Raw genomic sequence first — 18,129 nt, 5'->3', positions numbered from 1 at the left:
GACAAGCGGAACTACCCCAGCATCTACGGTGGAGCACGCCACGGGCCGTCACAACTGGCTCTCGAAGGCCGCGACAGGAACACCGGACACGCCCGGCTTGTAAACGAACAGCCCACCGGCCAGTTCGTCGCCGGTGCGGGCCCGCGGCTCGCCGCCGTCCCCACCCGCCGACGTAATGCAGAGGGTGTCGAGGTCAGGCCCTGCGAAGGCCACGCTGCTCACCTCGGCGGTCGGGATCTCGATGATTCGATCGAGCCGACCGGCGGAATCGTAACGGCGTACCTCACCGGCACCCCACACAGCGACCCACACGCCGCCTTCGTCGTCAGCGGCCAGGCCGTCGAAGAGACCCTGCGCCGGATCAATCGATGCGAACACGCGACGGTTCCGAATGAGGCCGGTTGTTGCATCGAATGACCAGGACCAGATAGTGCCTGCGAGGCTATCGACGTGGAAGAAGTGCTTTTCGTCGCTGCTCCACGCTAGGCCGTTCGACATGCCGAGGCCCCCCTCGATGACGACATCCGTCTGACTTGCGCTAACCCGATGCAGACGACCGCTTGTCCGGCCTCGAGGCACGCCAGCCGAACCGACCCAGAACCGTCCACGCGGGTCGCACTTGCCGTCGTTGAGTTGAGCCAGTCCCGGCTCCTCGATTCGGTGGTGAGGGATCAGCGTGCCATTCGACGAAATGGTGGCCAAGCTGCATTCAGTCGCCGCCACGAACAGCTGCGGATCGCGGGTGCGAGCCAGGCAGGACACCCGGACGGGCAACGTTTGCCGCCTCAGTGACAACGGATCATCCCATGCGAGCGTGAACAGCGCCGGGTCGTCAAGGTCGAGCCAGAGCAGCATCCGACTCTCAGCGCACCACAGTGGAGCTTCACCGAGAACGGCGGAACAGTGAACTAACGGCTCCGCCTCCTCGACCTGCCTCGTTCCAGTCATATTTGAAATGGTAGATTCAATAGATGAAATGATCAAGCTGGCCGGAGGCGATCTGTGATCCGCGCTTCTGCCGTAGGCGAGGGTTCGGGTTGTCGATCGTTCTGCAGAGAACGGGCTCTTTGAAACAATCAGGCGCACGGGTTCTGCCTGGCTGGAGCGTCGCAGGCAGCGCAGCGGGTAACCGAACGGCGCAGTGCCTGGCGTTGCCTCCGCACTGCGCCTATAGGTCAGGACTGCTCGGGCGGCGGGCTAGTTGCGATATTAGCCGCGGCGTCTTGCAATGCCTTTGCTACCGTTTCGACCTGCTGGACGGGGAAGCGGGCTGAGGGAGCGCTGACGGACAATGCCGCGGGCAATCCGCTACCGAGCAGCGGCACTGCCACGCAGCGGCCGTCTACCTCGTTTTCGCCGTTGTCCACGGCATAGCCCGCATGTCGGACCCATGCCAAATCTGCCAGGTAGGCGTCCACGCTCGCGAGTGTGTTCACTGTTAGCTGCGGCATGCCACTTCTCTGCAAAATCTCGCGCACACGAGATTCCGGAAGGTGCGCGGCGATGGCCTTTCCCAGCGCAGTTGAGTGCAGCGAGTCCTTGCTCCCGCGAGCTGCCGCCAGACGTACGCCGCGACGACTCTCAACGACGTCGATGTAGATGACCGCGTCTCCGTCGAGTATGCCCAGGTTGGTGGTCTCACCGAATTCGTCGCGCAACTGTTCCAGCCACGGACGGGACCGCTCGCGGAGAACCTCCAGCTGTCGGGACTGCATCGACGCGAAGGCTAAGCCCAACCGGAAACGCCCCGAAGCGGGCTCACGCTCGATATACCGGCGGGCTTCCAGCGTCCACATGTAGCGGAAAGCGGAGGCCTTCGGCAAGCCGGTCGCGTTGCTGACGTCGATCAACGTGATGCCATCGACCGACTCTTGCAGTAGGTCGAGAATAGAGCAGACCCGCTCGACTGCACGGACAGAGTAATCCCGGCCGCGGCCGACGGGCTCTGACGCCTCACTTAAGGAGGAATCGTCTCCCGATTCCTCAGGATCCGAAGGCAAGATTCACTCCATTTTGGCTGGCGAACTGGATCGTTTCAATATAGCAGAGTCCAGTCGAGCGGCCCCTTCTCGCTGGGGCTTGTCGCGGCCAGCGCGTGGAAGTGCTGCGCCCTGGGCGCCGAGGGTCCTTCCGGCCGCGGGGCATTTCGATCGGTCGGCCGCCAGGGTTGACAACGAACGACGATCCAACCTAATTTACTTAAAACGAGCGAATCATCTAGTGAAATGCCGTGCTGGTGGTCACGTTGCGCCGGTGCTAGCGGAGTAGCTAGGGCGAGAAAGCGACAAAGGGTGTCAATGATGACCAACTGCACAACGCACGTCGCAACAAATGAACGGCGGGCACCAGCCTCGGAGGATGCCCGGTGACTATCAACAATGAGACGTCCGAACCGACCGCTGTCCGTGGTTTCGCCCGCAGGATCGGCATCCTGCAGGCGACCGCGATCAACATGAGCCAAATGGTCGGTACCGGACCGTTCATCACGATTCCGCTCATGGTCGGCGTGTTCGGCGGGCCACAGGCGATTCTTGGCTGGATCGTGGGTGCGATCCTCGCGATCTGCGACGGCCTGGTCTGGGCGGAACTTGGGGCTGCGATGCCCGGCGCCGGTGGCACTTACGTCTACCTGCGCGAAGCGTTTCAATACCGGACCGGCCGGCTGATGCCGTTCATGTTCGTGTGGACCGCGATCGTGTTTATCCCACTCATTATGTCCACTGGCGTAACAGGTTTCGTTCAGTATCTCACTTATCTATGGCCTTCGATGACGCAAACCGACGGCGATATCGTCGGCTTGGCCATGTGCGTGGCCGTGGCAGTGCTGCTCTGGCGTCGGATCGAGTCGATTGGCAAGCTGACCGTGGTGCTGTGGTCCGTGATGATCGTCAGTGTGCTATCTGTGATCGTCGCCGCGTTCTCCCACTTCCACAGCAGCCTCGCGTTCGCCTATCCCGTGCATGCATTCTCGCTGGGCAGTAGTAGCTTTTGGGCCGGTCTCGGGCTCGGCCTGATCGTCGGTATCTACGACTACCTCGGCTACAACACCAGCTCCTACTTGGGGGCCGAAGTAAAGGACCCCGGAAGGGTGCTGCCGCGCAGCATCCTCTACTCCGTTATCTGCGTGATGGCCATCTACTTATTGATGCAGATCGGTATTCTCGGCGTCGTCCCGTGGCGCGACATGATCGACCCGAACAACCCCGCGTCGCAGTCGGTGGCCGCGGTCGTCCTACAGCAAGCGTGGGGCAAAACGGCTGCCAGCATAGTTACCGTTCTGATCCTGATAGCTTCGTTCGCCTCAGTGCTTACTGGACTGCTCGGCGGGTCGAGGGTGCCCTATGACGCTGCGAACGACCGGTTGTTCTTCAGCCGGTACGCGCGTCTGAACCGCAAAGGCCGCTTTCCCCAGTTCAGTTTGGTGACGATGGTTGCGATCACCGCGTTTGGTTTCATTGTGAGTCGCCATCTTGGCGACAGTTCGACGACCCCGCCGCTGACCGTGCTCATCGGCTTGCTGACCACTGTGATGGTCATTGTGCAGGCAGCCGCCCAGATCGCGGCACTCACAGTGCTCCGCCGACGCCAGCCCCAGCTCAAGCGCCCGTACAAGATGTGGCTGTACCCTCTGCCGAGCATCATCGCGCTCGTCGCCTGGGGCATCGTGTACGGATTCGCCGACAAAGCGTCGCCAGGGGTGCATCCCATCGAATGGTCGTTAGCCTGGATTGCCCTGGGTGTCGTCGCCTACCTGGTCTGGGCCGCGGCCGAGCACACCTGGCCGTTCGGCCCCAAAGAGATACACGAGGAATTCCTCGAGGCTCAGATGATCGCCGAGGCGGCGGCTTCGGCTGGTTCTGGCCGCAGTGAGCTAGGTGCCGGGACGACCTCCCTGTGATCCGGCATGCCACCAGGCGTGAGCGGGCGCATCCTGGCCACAGTGCAGCGCACGCCGAGCCGTCACGATCATCGCCGATGTCCACACCGTGGATTACCGCAATTTGAATGAAGGATCGTTTCAATTGTGGCAACTGATACATCAGAACGCTGGGCCTCAAGAGTTCAAGACGAGGCATGACAGAGCGTAGAGCGACTACCTCGGTCGCGGTTGAAAGGAAGAAGTAATAGTGACAGGACGTCTGGCCAACAAATCCGCTCTGATAACCGGCGGCGGGCGCGGTATCGGTAAAGCGATCGCACAGAAGTTCCTCCTGGAAGGCGCGCGCATCGCTGTCTTGGATGTCGTAGCGGACCGCGTATCACTAACGGCCAGTGAGCTTGCGCCGCTAGGCGACGTGCATCCCGTGGTCGCGGATTTGTCTCTGCCGGAAGAGTGTCAGAGAGGTGTAGAAGAGGCAGACGCTGCGCTCGGCGGGCTTGATATTGTGGTTAACAACGCTGGAATCATCCGCCTCAAACATTTCCTCAAGCAAACTCTGTCCGACTGGGACCTGACGATCGCAGTCAACGCTCGGGCTCCATTTTTAATTGGGCAAGCCGCTGCGCGGAAAATGATTGAACACGGACGAGGCGGCGTCATCATCAACGGGTCTTCCACAAACGGATTCGTCGCCGAAAGGAATTCGTCGACTTACGATGCATCCAAGGGTGCGGTGGTCATGCTGACTCAGGCGATGGCACTCGACCTTGCACCTCTGGGCATTCGGGTCGCCGGCGTTGCTCCTGGCCTGGCCCCTACCGATCTTGCAGCTGAGGGCGGCGCCGACGTCGGCGATGCACCCCTGAAATCAGTACACGCACGTGTCCCAATCGGCAGGATGGCGACGCTGGAAGAGATCGCCAACGTATACGCCTTCGTCGCATCCGACGAGGCGGCCCACGTTGCCGGTACTACTGTCGTAGTCGACGGAGGACTTCTCTCGCGTCAGTTTGGCGACAGCGACTAACGCCTGTCAGCCGACGGGCAGGGCTGTTGATGTCAATGAGGCACAGTCAACGTTGATGTCACGCTAACCGTCGAGGATTTCGATTGATCGCTGCGGCGGCGTGAGGAGGTAAATTCGCCTGCCAGGTAATGCTTTTCATCGTTCGGCGTGGTGACCGGTCGACAATGTCCGGTGCGGGATGCCCCGCTGGCGATGCGGGCATCGATCGGCCGTACGGTCACCGCGCCTATCTGCGCCAACGAGGTTCGATCGGGTGAGTATTGGTTCGCGACAGCACGCGGGCGTCCTTACAGCGATCAGTGACCGGGTATGGGCTGCCGTGATCTGCTCGATCAGGCGAGGTTGCAGTCGGCCGACCGCAGCTTGCGTGATGTCAGGCAGCGCAGTAACGGTGATGCGTAGGTGGTTTCGCCGACAGTGTCGCGTGCTGAATAGGGGCGGTTACTACACAACGCGATATCTGTTGCCAAATTCGGAAAGAAAGGCAGGCGAGGTGATCGACAGGAAGGCGCTTTCCGCGCTCGATGACACCGTGCTCGGTCCGCAGCACAAGGGCTTTCCCCCTGATGCGTGGGGCACAACCGTTCGCGACTTCCTGTTGTGCGAATCCACGCTCGATCACATGTCCACCCCCGTACTCACTGTCGACCGCAGGGCACTTGCGTCGAACGTGGCCGTGGAGGCCGGATGGGCCGAAACGGCGGGTGTTTCACTGGCGCCGCACGGTAAGACGACGATGGCGCCGCAGATCTGGGCTCGCCAGCTCGATGCCGGAGCATGGGGGATCACGGTCGGAACTCCATGGCAGGTGCAACTGGCCCGGGCGTTCGGGGTGGCCAGGATCATGCTGGCGAACGCCGTCGTCAACCCGATGACGTTGGCGTGGCTCGCGGCGGAACTGCACGCGGATCCGTCGTTTGAATTCTACTGCTGGGCCGATGATGTACAGACCGTCGAGCTGATGGACCGCGCGCTGGAATCCAATGGGTCTCAACGCCGCATCCGGGTGATTGTCGAGCTCGGCGCCGTGGGCGGGCGCACCGGTGCACGTTCGGCTGTACCGGCGCTGGCGGTCGCGTCCGCGGTCCGGCGTTCCGCGCGGTTGACACTCGCGGGGGTGGGCGGCTATGAAGGCTCGCTCAGTCACGACCGTGGTCCCGCCGGGCTGGCCGCGGTCTGTGGCTACCTCGATCGGCTGGCCGAACTACACAACCGGATCACCGCTGACGGGGTCTACGAGACGGACCCGATCGTGACGGCAGGCGGCAGCGCATTCCAGGACATCGTCGTCGACCGGCTCGCAGGCGTTGCCCGCCAATCGAATACGTCGCTGGTGTTGCGGTGCGGCGCATACGTCATCCACGATGACGGGTTCTACGCAGGTATCTCACCGCTAGCGTCCGGGCGTGCCGAGCGCCCGCTGCGCTCGGCCATGCACGTGTGGGCGAGTACGGTGTCGCGGCCCGAGCCGGGCCTGGCGCTGCTCGACGCGGGCAAGCGAGATCTCCCGTTCGATGAGGGACTGCCTGTGCCGCAACGGATAGTGGGGACCGACTCGGGAGCTCTTTCCGACGCCATCGTAACCACCCTCGACTCCCAGCACACCTATGTGCAGCTACCCGCCGACGCCGTTGACGCCGTCGGGATCGGCACCACGATGAGGCTGGGACTCTCGGATCCATGCGGCGCCTTTGATAAATGGCGGCTGATCCCCGTCATCGACGATGCCGACGCGCCGAACCCACGCATCGTCGATGTCATCCACACTTTCTTCTAATGGGCGCCATGCCTGATCTCTTGATACGCGACGTCGACGTGATCGACGGCACCGGCGCAGCCCGATACCGCGCAGACGTACTCGTCGAGGGCGGGGTGATCACCGAAATCACCGCTCCGGGAACGGTTGTGGTTGCCAGGAAAATTATCAAGCCACCGCTGGGCTGGGTGCTTGCTCCGGGATTCATCGATATGCACGCGCATTCCGACCTTCATCTGCTGACCGAACCAGGACACTTCCCGAAGATCAGCCAGGGTGTGACCACAGAGGTGATAGGCCAGGACGGCGTTTCATATGCCCCGATCGACGATGCCGCGCTGAGCATCGTGCGCAGGCAGATCGCCGGGTGGAACGGCAATCCCGACGATTTCGACTTCTCCTGGCGCAGCGTCGCCGGCTACCTCGACAGGCTCGACCGAGGCATCACCCCTAATGCCGCCTACCTGGCGCCGCAGGGCACTCTGCGGCTGCTCGCCGTGGGTGCCGAGCAGCGGCCTGCCACGGCGAGCGAGATCCACTGCATGCGGGATCTTTTGGCGCAGGCGCTCAGCGAAGGAGCCGTCGGCATGTCCAGCGGGCTGACTTACACACCCGGGATGTACGCGGACACCGCCGAACTCGCCGCGCTGTGCGAGGTGGTGGCAGAGGTCGGCGGCTTCTATGCTCCGCACACCCGGTCCTACGGCGCAGGTGCGCTCGAGGCTTATGCCGAGATGATCGCGCTTGCCCGAACCACCGGTGTTGCGCTGCACCTGACACACGCGACGATGAACTTCAGGGTCAACCGGGGCCGGGCGCAGGAATTGCTCGACATGATCGATGCTGGTCTCGCCGACGGTTGTGATATCACTCTGGACACTTACCCGTATCTGGCGGGCTCGACTACCCTTTCGGCGCTGCTGCCCAGCTGGGCCATGTCGGGTGGTCCCGATGCGGCACTGCAACGGCTGGCCGATCCGGTGGACCGGGCGCGAATCGCGAGGGATGTCAACGTGACCGGCTCCGATGGGTGTCACGGCGTCGCCGTGGACTGGGACGCCATCCAGATCGGTGGTGTCGGCGACGTCAGACTCGATGAATGCGTGGGGTCGACGATCGCCGCGATCGCGGCAAGGCGCGCAGTCGCGCCTGTGGAGGTGTTCTTCGAGCTGCTGCAGCGTGACAACATGGCCACGACCATCCTGATGCACGTCGGCCATGAGGAGAACGTGCGTGCCATCATGCTGCACCCAAAGCATACTGGCGGCAGCGACGCCATTCTGGTGGGCGAACGACCGCACCCGCGGGCATGGGGCACGTTTCCCCGCTACCTGGGCCACTACACCCGCGAGGCGGGTTTGATGGACTTGGAGGACTGCGTGCACCATCTGACCGGCCGTGCTGCACAACGGCTCAGGCTCGCCGACCGGGGGCTCGTCCGCCGCGGGTACGCTGCCGACCTCGTGCTGTTCGACCCCGCTACCGTCGCTGATACCGCCACCTTCGACGAACCCAAGCGGCAGGCGAAGGGAATCAGTCACGTGATCGTCAACGGCCGATGCGCAATCGAGGATGGTCGCCCGACGGGGACTCTTGCCGGCCGCGCCCTACGCATGGACACCACAAGAAATCTGACGCGATGACAGGCTCGGTTACAGCCTCCATCACGACGCACAGAGAGCTCGCCGTGGTGCGCGCATAACAATTCCCGACCCCGTCGCGGTTCTGCGTGTGCGTCGAGACCGGCATTGCCGACTCTTCCGGCGCGGCATTTCGAGGACCGGCCGGTGGCCGATGCCGCAACAGCGCCAGGTGCCGCGAGTGCATACAGGCAGAGTCCAGACCGAGCCAGTACAGGCCCACCGCTTGTGTGCCGTCAGACGTAGCGGTGCGTGTCCAGGGCCGCAGGTACCGCGGCGTCGATGACTTCGGCAGCGCTTCGGCCCTGGCGAAGGCTCACGCTGTCGATCGAGTCGTGCATGTCTGGCAGATGCAAATAATGAAACTGCACGGCAGTGCGTCGGCGAGAGCGATTGCAACCGCCGGACCGAACAGGCACATCTGGCTGTTCTAGCTCCGTTGACGACGGGATCCGACCGCGGCTACGATATGAAATATAAGTATCAGTCAGTAAAACATCTGTGTGGAGTTGGCCGACGCAGGTGACCACTCCCGGCTGTGCGAAGCCTTTCGAGACCCACGGCGTGCTCTGAGCCATCAGGCATCCCATCAGCGTTTCGGCAGTCGTCGAAAAACTATTCCAATGGCTGGAACACAAGCATCCGGTTCCGGGAAGTCAAGGGGCAATTAAGCATGACTCCATCCACCCGTTGCGCACGTATCGCCTGGACCACCGCCGCATCGGCGCTCGCGGTCGGTCTCATCGGCGGGCTGACTGCATGCGGAACAGACGCCAAGAGCAGCACGCCCGACGAGTTCAAGGCCAAGATCGTCTACGTCGAGTCACGGCCGGACTCCTATGAGGAGAACGGCAAATGGACCGGCATCTCCGCGGACGCGGTGCACGCGATACTCAAAAGCATGGGCGCGGCTGTGGATAGCGAAAGCGCCAGCGACATTGCCGGAGTCATCCCAGGCGTGGTGGCGAACCGGTACAACCTCGTCGGTTCGAGCTTCTACATGACCCCGGAACGGTGCAAGCAGGTGGCGTTCAGCGACCCCCTGATGCTCGTCACGTCGGCCATGGCGTACTCGCCCAACGTCATCGTCAAGCTCACGAATATCGATTCGTTGGTTGCAAACCCCAATCTGCAGCTTGGGTTGGTGCAGGGCTCCTTCGAGCTAAATCTGGTCACCGCTGGTGGAGTCCCGGTATCACGCATAGCGCAGTACCCCGATGTGACCAGCGCGGTCGAGGCACTCAAAGGCGGTCGCGTCGACGTGGTGATGGTTGATTCCATAACGCTCACGCATATTTTCAAGACGACTGCGGGTATGCAGGATCTGAAGCTGACCGATCCCTTCGTGCCCGTGGTGAAGGGGAAACCGGCGACTGTCGAGAACGCTCTGATGTTCCCCAAGGGTGAGACGAAGGTCGTCGAGGCCTTCAACGTCGCCTTGGCGAAACTGCGTGATTCCGGTGAGCTGACGAAGATCGTCGCACCCTATGGGGTTACCGAAGCGCAGATTGTGGACGCAGGGAAGAAGACGGCCGCACAGGTCTGCGCCGAGTCCTGAGGCGGGGCCGGGCAACGAAACGGGAGGGCGCAGACCTTTGGAGATCGTTCGACTCATCGAGGTGATGTTGCCCGCGGCGGTCACCACGTTTCGGCTGACGATCATGGCGGGACTCCTCGGCGCGGTCGTGGCGTTGGTGGCCGGGTTCGCCCGGCAGTCGCGTTACCGGTTTATTCGGTGGACCAGCACCGTCTACGTCGAAGTGTTCCGGGGGACATCGGCTCTGGTGCAACTCTTCTGGGCGTACTTCGTGCTTCCGTTGTTCGGCCTCTCGTTAACGCCGACAGCCGCCGCCGTGCTGGTTCTCGGCCTTAACGTGAGCGCGTACGGCTCGGAGGTCGTTCGGGGCGCGGTCAAGGCTGTGCCCCAAGGTCAGCACGAGGCCGCCGTCGCGCTGAACCTGTCGCGTTGGCAGCATCTTCGGCTGGTCACACTGCCTCAGGCCGGCCTCGCGATGATTCCGCCTGCGGGAAACCTGATGATCGAACTCCTCAAGGGAACAGCTCTCGTGTCGCTCATCTCGGTCGCTGACGTGTCGTTCGAGGCGCGAAGGTTGCAGATCGCTACAGGGGAGGTGACCGTGACCTACACCGCGCTCCTGCTCGTTTACTTCGGGCTCTCGCTGCTGATCAGCGGTGGCTTCAAGCTCGTTGAGCGTCGGCTGTCGCGGCACAAGCGGGTGCTCAAGCTCCGCAGTGTCGACATGGCGGCTGCGCAATGACGTGGGACTGGGCTGTTGCGCAGCAAGCCTTTCCATATCTGGTCAAGGGTCTGTGGATCACCGTGCTGGCGACGGTGGCCGGAAGCGTGCTCGCGATGGTCCTGGGTGCGATGGTCGCTGTTCTGCGTCGATCGCCGCATCCCGCCGTCGCGCTGCCCATCAAGTTCACTGTCGAGTTCATCCGTGGCACACCACTTCTGGTGCAGCTCTTCTTCCTCTATTACGTGCTCCCGCACTACGGAATCATGCTGTCAGCCTGGGTCGTTGGAGTGCTTGCACTCGGCATTCACTACAGCACCTACCTCAGCGAGGTGTACCGATCGGGACTCGACGGGTTGCCCGCCGGGCAGTGGGAGGCGTGCACCGCCCTCGGCTTGTCGACTCGCGTCACTTGGTTCAAGGTCGTTCTGCCGCAAGTCGTTCGCTCGGTGCTGCCCGCGATGGGCAACTACACGATCGGCATGTTCAAGGAAACGCCGTTGTTGTCCGCCATCACTGTTGCCGAGATGATGACTGAAGCGAAGCTATTCGCCGACGAGCATTATCGGTACCTGGAGCCGTTCACGATGGTGGGGATCATCTTCCTGGTACTGAGTTTGACCGCTGCCCTCGCCCTTCGACGACTGGAGAATCGCCTTGCTCTTTGAGACGCCGCCCGCACCGCGAGGCCAAGACACAGGCTTCATCCGATTTGACCATGTGTGCAAGAACTTCGGCGACAATCGCGTCCTGCGCGATCTGAGTCTCGATGTCAGGCCCGGCGAACGACTCGCCGTCATCGGGCCGAGCGGGTCGGGCAAGAGCACAATCCTGCGGATGCTCATGACGCTCGAAGCGCCCACCTCGGGTGCCGTGTACGTCGACGGCGCCCCGGTATGGCCGGAGGCGGGACTGCGAACTCGGCAGGACAAGCTGCGCCAGCGCCTGATTCGGGCGAAGGTCGGTTTCGTGTTCCAGCACTTCAACCTGTTCCCGCACATGACCGCACTGGAGAATGTCAGCGTCGCACCACGCACCGTGATGGGCCTGTCCAAGGGCGACGCCCGACAACGGGCGATGGAGCATCTAGACATGGTCGGCATGTCGCAGAAGTCCGACGCGTATCCCGGGCAGCTGTCGGGGGGCCAGCAGCAGCGGGTCGCGATCGCGCGTGCGCTGGCGACATCGCCGGCGATCATGCTCCTCGATGAGATCACCTCGGCGCTGGACCCCGAACTCGTCGGCGAGGTCCTCAACGTCGTGCGCACGGTCGCTCAGAATACAAGCACCACGATGCTGATCGTCACACACGAGATGAGTTTCGCGCGCGAAGTCGCCGACCGGGTGGCGTTCTTCGACCAGGGAGCCGTGGTCGAGATCGGCCAACCCCAGACAGTGCTGTCCGACCCCCGCGAGGAGAGGACCAGAACTTTTCTGAAAGCGGTGCTGTCGCACTAGATATGAGGTCATCGAGATACCCGCTTCTGCCTGTCGATCCTTTCTGGCTAAGGCCGGCGCGCAAAACTAGGGACGCACCGCCACCGAGACGACCGGTCGCCCGTGCGTTGCTGATGGCGAGTTCATGACAACGGCCGTGGACGGCGCTTGCCCGAGGTGGTGACCGGTGACGACCGTAGCCGGATCGGTTGCAAAAGAAGAATATTCAACAAGAAAGGACTATCACGTGTCGCACCCTTTGCATCGGGCCGGCCGAAAGCCGTCAGACTGACAATTCGAGGAGAACGCAGCGATGAACTCTTGGTTCATCGACAAGGCAGCGCGGGCCCGCACCCCGGCGCAAGGCGAACCACGACCCTCATCAGTCTTCGAGAAATGAGACGTTGTCGCTGACCAGATTTCGCGGCGAACGAACGGTGTTGGCAGGAAAACCCTTGACGCCGTATCCCACCGCGATCCCGCACAGGATGCGCATGTCCTCGCTGATCCCCAGTTGCTCGCGCACGATCTTGGGATAGCCGGCGATGGACACCTGAATGCAGCTGTCCAGGCCCCGTGCGGTGAGCGCCAGCAGGAACGTCTGCAGGAACATGCCCACCCCGAGACTGTCGGCATGGCCCAGCTCGCGGTGCATACACACGACGCCGGCCAGTGGCGCGCCGAAGAATTCCCAGTTGCGTAGCACCGCAAGGCGTCTGGCCTCGGCGTTGTCGCGGGCGATGCCCATCGCGCCGTACACCAACGCGCCGACGTCGCGCCGGTAGTGCTCGAACTGTGCGGGCAGCGGAGGAATCTGTGGGTCGGTCGCCTGCGCTTCGGCCAACAGCGCCTTGACGAGCCGATCCCGCGCGGGGCCCTTGGTGAGCACGACCTGCCAGGGCTGGACGTTGGAGTTCGAGGGCGCGTGGATGGCGAGGCCGAGGGCTTCGTCGACCAACTGCCGAGGAACGGGTTTGTTCGGCCGGAACAGTCGGGTGGAGTGCCGCGCCAGGATCGCTGCCTCGAGGTCATGCATAGCTCAGAACGGTATCGGTCCTGCTCGGCTACTAAGTAGCCATTTTCCGCGTTCCGAGAAACGCTATGTGCCGGTCAAACGGCAACGCCGAGATTGCGGTCACATATTGACCTGTGGTGTCTCGGGACAGTTCACATATTGACCGCAATACTCGGCGCAAATGTCTATCGGCCCGCCTACTTCATCTGGAAGTTGGGCGCCCGCTTCTCCTTGAAGGCCAGAGGGCCTTCCTTGGCGTCCTGAGAGAGGAACACCGGGATACCGTTGGCGGTGTCCGGCTTGAACGCGTCGAGTTCGTGCATGCCCTCGGTCTCGCGGATGGTCTTGAGGATCGCCTGCACCGCCAGCGGCCCGTTGTTGTTGATCACCTCGGCGATCTCCAGCGCCTTGTCCAGTGCTGTGCCGTCGGGCACCACGTAGCCGATCAGCCCGTAGGACAAGGCCTCGGCGGCGGTGATGTGGCGGCCGGTCAGCAACAGATCGCACGCGATGGTGTACGGGATCTGACGCACCAGGCGCACGGCCGAACCGCCCATCGGGTACAGGCTCCACTTCGCTTCGGAGATACCGAACTTCGCGCTCTCACCGGCGACCCGGATATCGGTGCCCTGCAGGATCTCGGTGCCGCCGGCGATGGCAGGGCCCTCGACAGCGGCGATCAGCGGCTTGGTCAGACGGCGGCCCTTGAGCAGACCGTCGATGCGTGACGGGTCGTAGCTGCCGTCCTTGAAGGAGTCGCCCGGCGGCTTCTTGGTCGCGCCCTTGAGGTCCATGCCCGCACAGAAGTAGCCGCCCGCACCGGTGAGGATGCACGTGCGGATCTCCGGATCGTTGTCGACGCGGTCCCAGGCCTCGACCATGATCGAGAGCATCTCGGTGGAAAGCGCATTGCGCGCCTCCGGCCGGTTCAGCGTCACGATCAGGGTGTGTCCGCGCTGCTCAATGAGGGCGTCGGGCCCCTTTGGGGTATCGCTCACGGGTGTCCGCCTCTCTGCGTTCTCGACCCAGACTTGTCACGAAATGTAACACGTTCTAGTTTAGGTTCTGTGGCTCTGAATATCGCCGATCTCGCCGAGCACGCCATCGACGCTGTGCCGGACCGTGTCGCCCTGATCTGCGGGGACGAAAAGCTGACCTACGCCGAGCTCGAGGCCAAGGCCAACCAGTTGGCTCACTACCTCATCGCCCAGGGCGTGAAGAAGGACGACAAGGTCGGCTTGTATTGCCGCAACCGCAACGAGATCGTCATCGCAATGCTCGGCATCGTCAAAGCCGGTGCGATTCTGGTCAACGTCAACTTCCGGTATGTCGAGGGCGAGCTCAAATACCTGTTCGACAACTCCGACATGGTCGCTGTGGTACACGAGCGCCAGTACTCCGACCGGGTCGCCAATGTGCTGCCGGAGCTGCCGCTGCTGAAGACGAAGCTCGTCGTCGAGGACGGCAGCGATCTGGACTACCAGCGGTACGGCGGCGTCGAGTTCTACTCCGCCATCGCCGACCAGTCGCCCGAGCGCGATTTCGGACCGCGCAGTGAAGACGACATCTATCTGCTCTACACCGGTGGCACCACGGGTTTCCCCAAGGGGGTGATGTGGCGTCACGAGGACATCTACCGGGTGTTGTTCGGCGGCACCGACTTTGCGACCGGCGAACCGATCGCCGACGAATACGATCTGTCCAAGCAGGCCGTCGCGAACCCGCCGATGATCCGGCTGCCGATCCCGCCGATGATCCACGGCGCGACGCAGTCGGCCACCTGGATGGCTCTGTTCACCGGTCACACCGTGGTGCTGATGCCAGAGTTCGACGCCGACGCGACGTGGCGAATGATCCACGAGCACAAGGTGAATCTGCTGTTCTTCACCGGCGACGCGATGGCCCGCCCGTTGCTGGATGCACTGCTCGCGCATCAGGACGCGGGTAACGAGTACGACCTGTCGTCGCTGTTCCTGCTTGCCAGCACCGCGGCACTGTTCTCCACCAGCCTCAAGGAGAAATTCCTTGAGCTGCTGCCGAACCGGATCATCACCGACTCGATCGGCTCCTCGGAGACCGGCTTCGGCGGCACCAGCATCGTCGCCAAGGGGCAGAGCCACACCGGTGGCCCGCGCGTGACCATCGACAAGAACACCAAGGTGCTCGACGACGACGGCAACGAGGTGGTTCCGGGGTCGGGCGTGCGCGGCATCATCGCCAAGTGCGGCCACATCCCTGTCGGTTACTTCAAGGATGAGAAGAAGACGGCCGAGACGTTCCGCACCATCAACGGTGTGCGGTACGCGATTCCGGGCGATTACGCCGAGGTCGAGGCCGACGGCAGCGTGACGATGCTGGGCCGTGGCTCGGTGTCGATCAACAGCGGCGGCGAGAAGATCTACCCCGAAGAAGTCGAGGCGGCGCTCAAGGGTCACCCCGACGTCTTCGACGCGCTGGTGGTGGGTGTGCCCGACGAGCGTTTCGGTCAGCACGTCGCCGCGGTCGTGCAGCCGCGCGAAGGCTCCCGCCCGTCCCTGGCCGACCTGGATACGTTCGTGCGCACGGAGATCGCCGGGTACAAGGTGCCGCGCAGCCTGTGGCTGGTCGACGAGGTGAAGCGCTCACCGGCAGGCAAGCCCGACTACCGGTGGGCCAAGGAACAGACCGAACAACGCGCCGCCGATGAGGTGCACGCGAATCACGTGGGAGCCAAATAGATGAAGACAGATCTGTGCGAGCGGTTCGGGATTCAATACCCGATCTTCGTCTTCACGCCGTCGGAGAAGGTGGCCGCCGCGGTGAGCAAGGCCGGCGGCCTGGGTGTGCTCGGATGCGTGCGGTTCAACGAGGCCGACGATCTGGAGAACGTCCTGCAGTGGATGGACGCCAACACCGACGGCAAGCCCTACGGCGTCGACGTCGTGATGCCCGCCAAGATCCCCACCGAGGGTACGGCCGTCGACATCAACAAGCTGATCCCGCAGAGCCATCGCGACTTCGTCGCCAAAACCCTTGCCGATCTTGGTGTTCCGCCGCTTCCCGAGAACGAGGAACGCAATGAGGGGGTGCTGGGCTGGCTGCACTCGGTGGCCCGCAGCCACGTCGAGGTGGCGCTCAAGCATCCCATCAAGCTGATCGCCAACGCGTTGGGCTCACCGCCCAACGACGTCATCGAGCAGGTGCACGCCGCGGGTGTGCCGGTGGCGGCGCTGGCCGGCAGCGCCAAGCACGCCCTGCGCCACGTCGAGAACGGCGTGGACATCGTTGTCGCACAAGGGCACGAGGCGGGCGGGCACACGGGTGAGATCGGCTCGATGGTGTTGTGGCCGGAAATTGTTGATGCGCTTGATGGTAAGGCGCCAGTGTTGGCCGCCGGCGGCATCGGCACCGGGAAACAGGTCGCGGCGGCACTGGCCCTCGGGGCGTCCGGCGTGTGGATGGGCTCGGCGTTCCTGACGTCGGCCGAATACGACCTGGGCCACCGTCTTCCCGGCGGCACATCGACCATCCAGGAGGCGCTGCTGCGGGCGGGTACCGCCGACACCGTGCGCCGCAAGATCTACACCGGCAAGCCGGCCCGGCTGCTCAAGACCAAGTGGACCGATGCCTGGGATGCCCCGGACGCACCGGAGCCACTGCCGATGCCGCTGCAGAACATTCTGGTCAGCGAGGCGCATCAGCGAATGAACGAGTCGGACAACCCGGACACCGTGTCCATGCCGGTCGGTCAGATCGTGGGCAGGATGAACGAGATCCGCCCGGTCGCCGACATCATCGCCGAGCTGGTCAGCGGTTTCGAGGCTGCCACCAAGCGCCTCGACGACGTCCGCGACAGCTGACTTCTCCCCGCGAGCAGACACTGAGGCACCCCGACACGCCGCGTTTGCCGGACCTCACTGTCTTCTCGCGGGAGGAACCTATGGACCGGGTGGTCGGACGCGGTCGGCGGCCGCTCGGTCGACAGTGACGCGACCTGAGGTAGCGCCTGTCGCCCGCTGGTTGTGGCGCATCCACGCCCACAGCAAGATCAGCGGAACCACCAGCCCGCCGACACCGAACACGATGAAACTGGGGAAGCCACTCATGTGTTCGGTGAGCCACGCGAAATTCTGCCCGAAGAAACCGGTGATGAAAGTCAGCGGGAGGAACACCGTGGCCAGGATTGTCAGCTGCTCGATCGTGCTGTTCTGGCGCACGCTCACCTCGGTTTGCTCCACCGAGATGACGGCCATGTTCGCTTGCAGGACGGTGGCCAGGAGCTCCTTCTGAGCGGCCACTTCCTCGCTGATGAGATGCACGTGGTCGTGCACGTCGCGCAGGTATGGCGCGAGTTCGGCCTCTTCGACGTTGCGCTCGACGCGTGTGAGCACCGCGAGCAACGGATGAACCGCGCGATAGAAGTTGGTGACCTCGCGCCGCAGATCGTAGATCTGTTCGGTCGGCGCCACCGCGCCGGAGAATACGGTGCCTTCGACCAGCTCGATGTCGGATTCGAGGTCGGCGACGACCGGACCGTAACCCTTGATCACCTGGTCGAGGATCGCCCACAGCACTGAATTGGGGCCGAGCGCAAGCAGTTTCGGATGTTGCTCGAGGCGGGTCCGGGCACCGTGCAGCTCGCTCGCGACACCTTGCCGAACCGTGATGACGAAGCCGGGCCCGACGAAGATGCTGATCTCGCCGAAGTCGACCTCGTCCTCATCGTGGTTGTAGCGGGCGGTGCGGAGGATGACGAGCTGCACTCCGGATTCGTATTCTTCGACTTTTGGGCGCAGATGGAAAGTCTTGGCGTCGTCGACGGCGAGCTCGTGCAGATCGAATGACTCCCGCACCTCGTCGAGCTCCTCGCTGCTCGGCTCGAAGAGGCCCAGCCACACGAACCCACCTTGGTGGCATTGCTGTGCCGCTTCGTCCAGGGAGATCGTCCGGTCGCTTTGCCGGCTACCGTCGAGATAGTGAGCGCAGTCGACAATCACGGGGACACCTCCGGCAGAACAACGGCGAACCTACTGGCTGTATTCAACACCGCCATCGGAATCTACGGCCCGCATATGAGCGCAGATATTGGTGAATTCCGAATGCCTACCCGTGCACCGGATTCCGCCGGACGTAATCT

Annotated in this window: 15 protein-coding genes; 10 read left to right on the top strand and 5 right to left on the bottom strand. The window is 63.1% G+C overall.

Translation table 11 applies throughout. The annotated features are described in order from the left end of the window. Positions 1-48: 48 nt before the first annotated feature. Together BST13_RS08485 and BST13_RS08480 are read right to left on the bottom strand one after the other, a co-directional pair. Positions 49-948 (bottom strand): SMP-30/gluconolactonase/LRE family protein, encoded by a 900-nt coding sequence (locus tag BST13_RS08485; protein WP_083162592.1) that lies wholly within the window; start codon positions 946-948, stop codon positions 49-51. Between the two features lie 227 nt (positions 949-1,175). Then, a complete protein-coding gene (locus tag BST13_RS08480; protein ID WP_083162590.1) occupies positions 1,176-2,000 on the bottom strand; it encodes an IclR family transcriptional regulator in 825 nt (274 codons plus the stop codon). Between the two features lie 365 nt (positions 2,001-2,365). Between BST13_RS08480 and BST13_RS08475 the strand changes: the two genes are divergently transcribed. From BST13_RS08475 to BST13_RS08440, 8 genes are all read left to right on the top strand, one after another. Beyond that, positions 2,366-3,898: an APC family permease gene (locus BST13_RS08475; protein ID WP_211296039.1), complete on the top strand. Its 1,533-nt coding sequence runs from the start codon at positions 2,366-2,368 to the stop codon at positions 3,896-3,898. Positions 3,899-4,127: 229 nt separating this feature from the next. After that, positions 4,128-4,907 (top strand): SDR family NAD(P)-dependent oxidoreductase, encoded by a 780-nt coding sequence (locus tag BST13_RS08470; protein WP_158087122.1) that lies wholly within the window; start codon positions 4,128-4,130, stop codon positions 4,905-4,907. 493 nt (positions 4,908-5,400) lie between these two features. Then, entirely contained in the window at positions 5,401-6,684 is a 1,284-nt protein-coding gene (locus BST13_RS08465) for a type III PLP-dependent enzyme domain-containing protein (protein ID WP_245839444.1), read from the top strand. An 8-nt stretch (positions 6,685-6,692) separates the two neighbouring features. Next, positions 6,693-8,306 (top strand): N-acyl-D-amino-acid deacylase family protein, encoded by a 1,614-nt coding sequence (locus BST13_RS08460; protein ID WP_083162895.1) that lies wholly within the window; start codon positions 6,693-6,695, stop codon positions 8,304-8,306. A gap of 670 nt (positions 8,307-8,976) precedes the next feature. Further along, positions 8,977-9,861 carry a transporter substrate-binding domain-containing protein gene (locus BST13_RS08455; RefSeq protein WP_083162586.1) on the top strand — a complete coding sequence of 295 codons (885 nt, stop codon included), beginning with the start codon at positions 8,977-8,979 and terminating at the stop codon, positions 9,859-9,861. A 37-nt stretch (positions 9,862-9,898) separates the two neighbouring features. Then, entirely contained in the window at positions 9,899-10,582 is a 684-nt protein-coding gene (gene ehuC / locus BST13_RS08450; RefSeq protein WP_211296038.1) for an ectoine/hydroxyectoine ABC transporter permease subunit EhuC, read from the top strand. Further along, positions 10,579-11,229 (top strand): ectoine/hydroxyectoine ABC transporter permease subunit EhuD, encoded by a 651-nt coding sequence (gene ehuD, locus BST13_RS08445; RefSeq protein WP_083162584.1) that lies wholly within the window; start codon positions 10,579-10,581, stop codon positions 11,227-11,229. Before ehuC ends, ehuD begins: the two co-directional genes overlap by 4 nt. A 52-nt stretch (positions 11,230-11,281) precedes the next feature. Then, entirely contained in the window at positions 11,282-12,019 is a 738-nt protein-coding gene (locus tag BST13_RS08440; RefSeq protein ID WP_342744282.1) for an amino acid ABC transporter ATP-binding protein, read from the top strand. Positions 12,020-12,380: 361 nt separating this feature from the next. Here BST13_RS08440 and BST13_RS08435 read toward each other — a convergent pair whose 3' ends face one another. After that, positions 12,381-13,034, bottom strand: coding sequence for a nitroreductase (locus BST13_RS08435; protein ID WP_083162580.1), 654 nt, complete (start codon positions 13,032-13,034; stop codon positions 12,381-12,383). 176 nt (positions 13,035-13,210) lie between these two features. After that, positions 13,211-14,011, bottom strand: coding sequence for a crotonase/enoyl-CoA hydratase family protein (locus BST13_RS08430; RefSeq protein WP_064942011.1), 801 nt, complete (start codon positions 14,009-14,011; stop codon positions 13,211-13,213). A 33-nt stretch (positions 14,012-14,044) separates the two neighbouring features. On the opposite strand from BST13_RS08430, the gene BST13_RS08425 reads away from it, so the two are divergent. Further along, entirely contained in the window at positions 14,045-15,730 is a 1,686-nt protein-coding gene (locus tag BST13_RS08425) for an acyl-CoA synthetase (protein ID WP_211296037.1), read from the top strand. Next, positions 15,731-16,852, top strand: coding sequence for an NAD(P)H-dependent flavin oxidoreductase (locus BST13_RS08420; protein ID WP_083162576.1), 1,122 nt, complete (start codon positions 15,731-15,733; stop codon positions 16,850-16,852). It abuts the gene before it with no gap. A gap of 78 nt (positions 16,853-16,930) precedes the next feature. Here BST13_RS08420 and BST13_RS08415 read toward each other — a convergent pair whose 3' ends face one another. Beyond that, complete coding sequence (locus BST13_RS08415; protein WP_083162574.1) at positions 16,931-17,989, bottom strand: magnesium and cobalt transport protein CorA; 1,059 nt, start codon at positions 17,987-17,989, stop codon at positions 16,931-16,933. Positions 17,990-18,129 lie beyond the last annotated feature (140 nt).

Origin of the sequence: Mycobacterium aquaticum, assembly GCF_002086485.1 — a bacterium.
Taxonomy (GTDB): domain Bacteria; phylum Actinomycetota; class Actinomycetes; order Mycobacteriales; family Mycobacteriaceae; genus Mycobacterium; species Mycobacterium aquaticum.
Note: the sequence above shows the minus strand (reverse complement) of the source record. Positions and strands in the feature narration are given on the sequence as shown.

Coding starts and splice junctions, on each gene's coding strand:
- BST13_RS08485 (WP_083162592.1), bottom strand. CDS start 948: ATGACTGGAACGAGGCAGGTCGAGGAGGCGGAGCCGTTAGTTCACTGT.
- BST13_RS08460 (WP_083162895.1), top strand. CDS start 6,693: ATGCCTGATCTCTTGATACGCGACGTCGACGTGATCGACGGCACCGGC.
- BST13_RS08455 (WP_083162586.1), top strand. CDS start 8,977: ATGACTCCATCCACCCGTTGCGCACGTATCGCCTGGACCACCGCCGCA.
- ehuD (WP_083162584.1), top strand. CDS start 10,579: ATGACGTGGGACTGGGCTGTTGCGCAGCAAGCCTTTCCATATCTGGTC.
- BST13_RS08435 (WP_083162580.1), bottom strand. CDS start 13,034: ATGCATGACCTCGAGGCAGCGATCCTGGCGCGGCACTCCACCCGACTG.
- BST13_RS08420 (WP_083162576.1), top strand. CDS start 15,731: ATGAAGACAGATCTGTGCGAGCGGTTCGGGATTCAATACCCGATCTTC.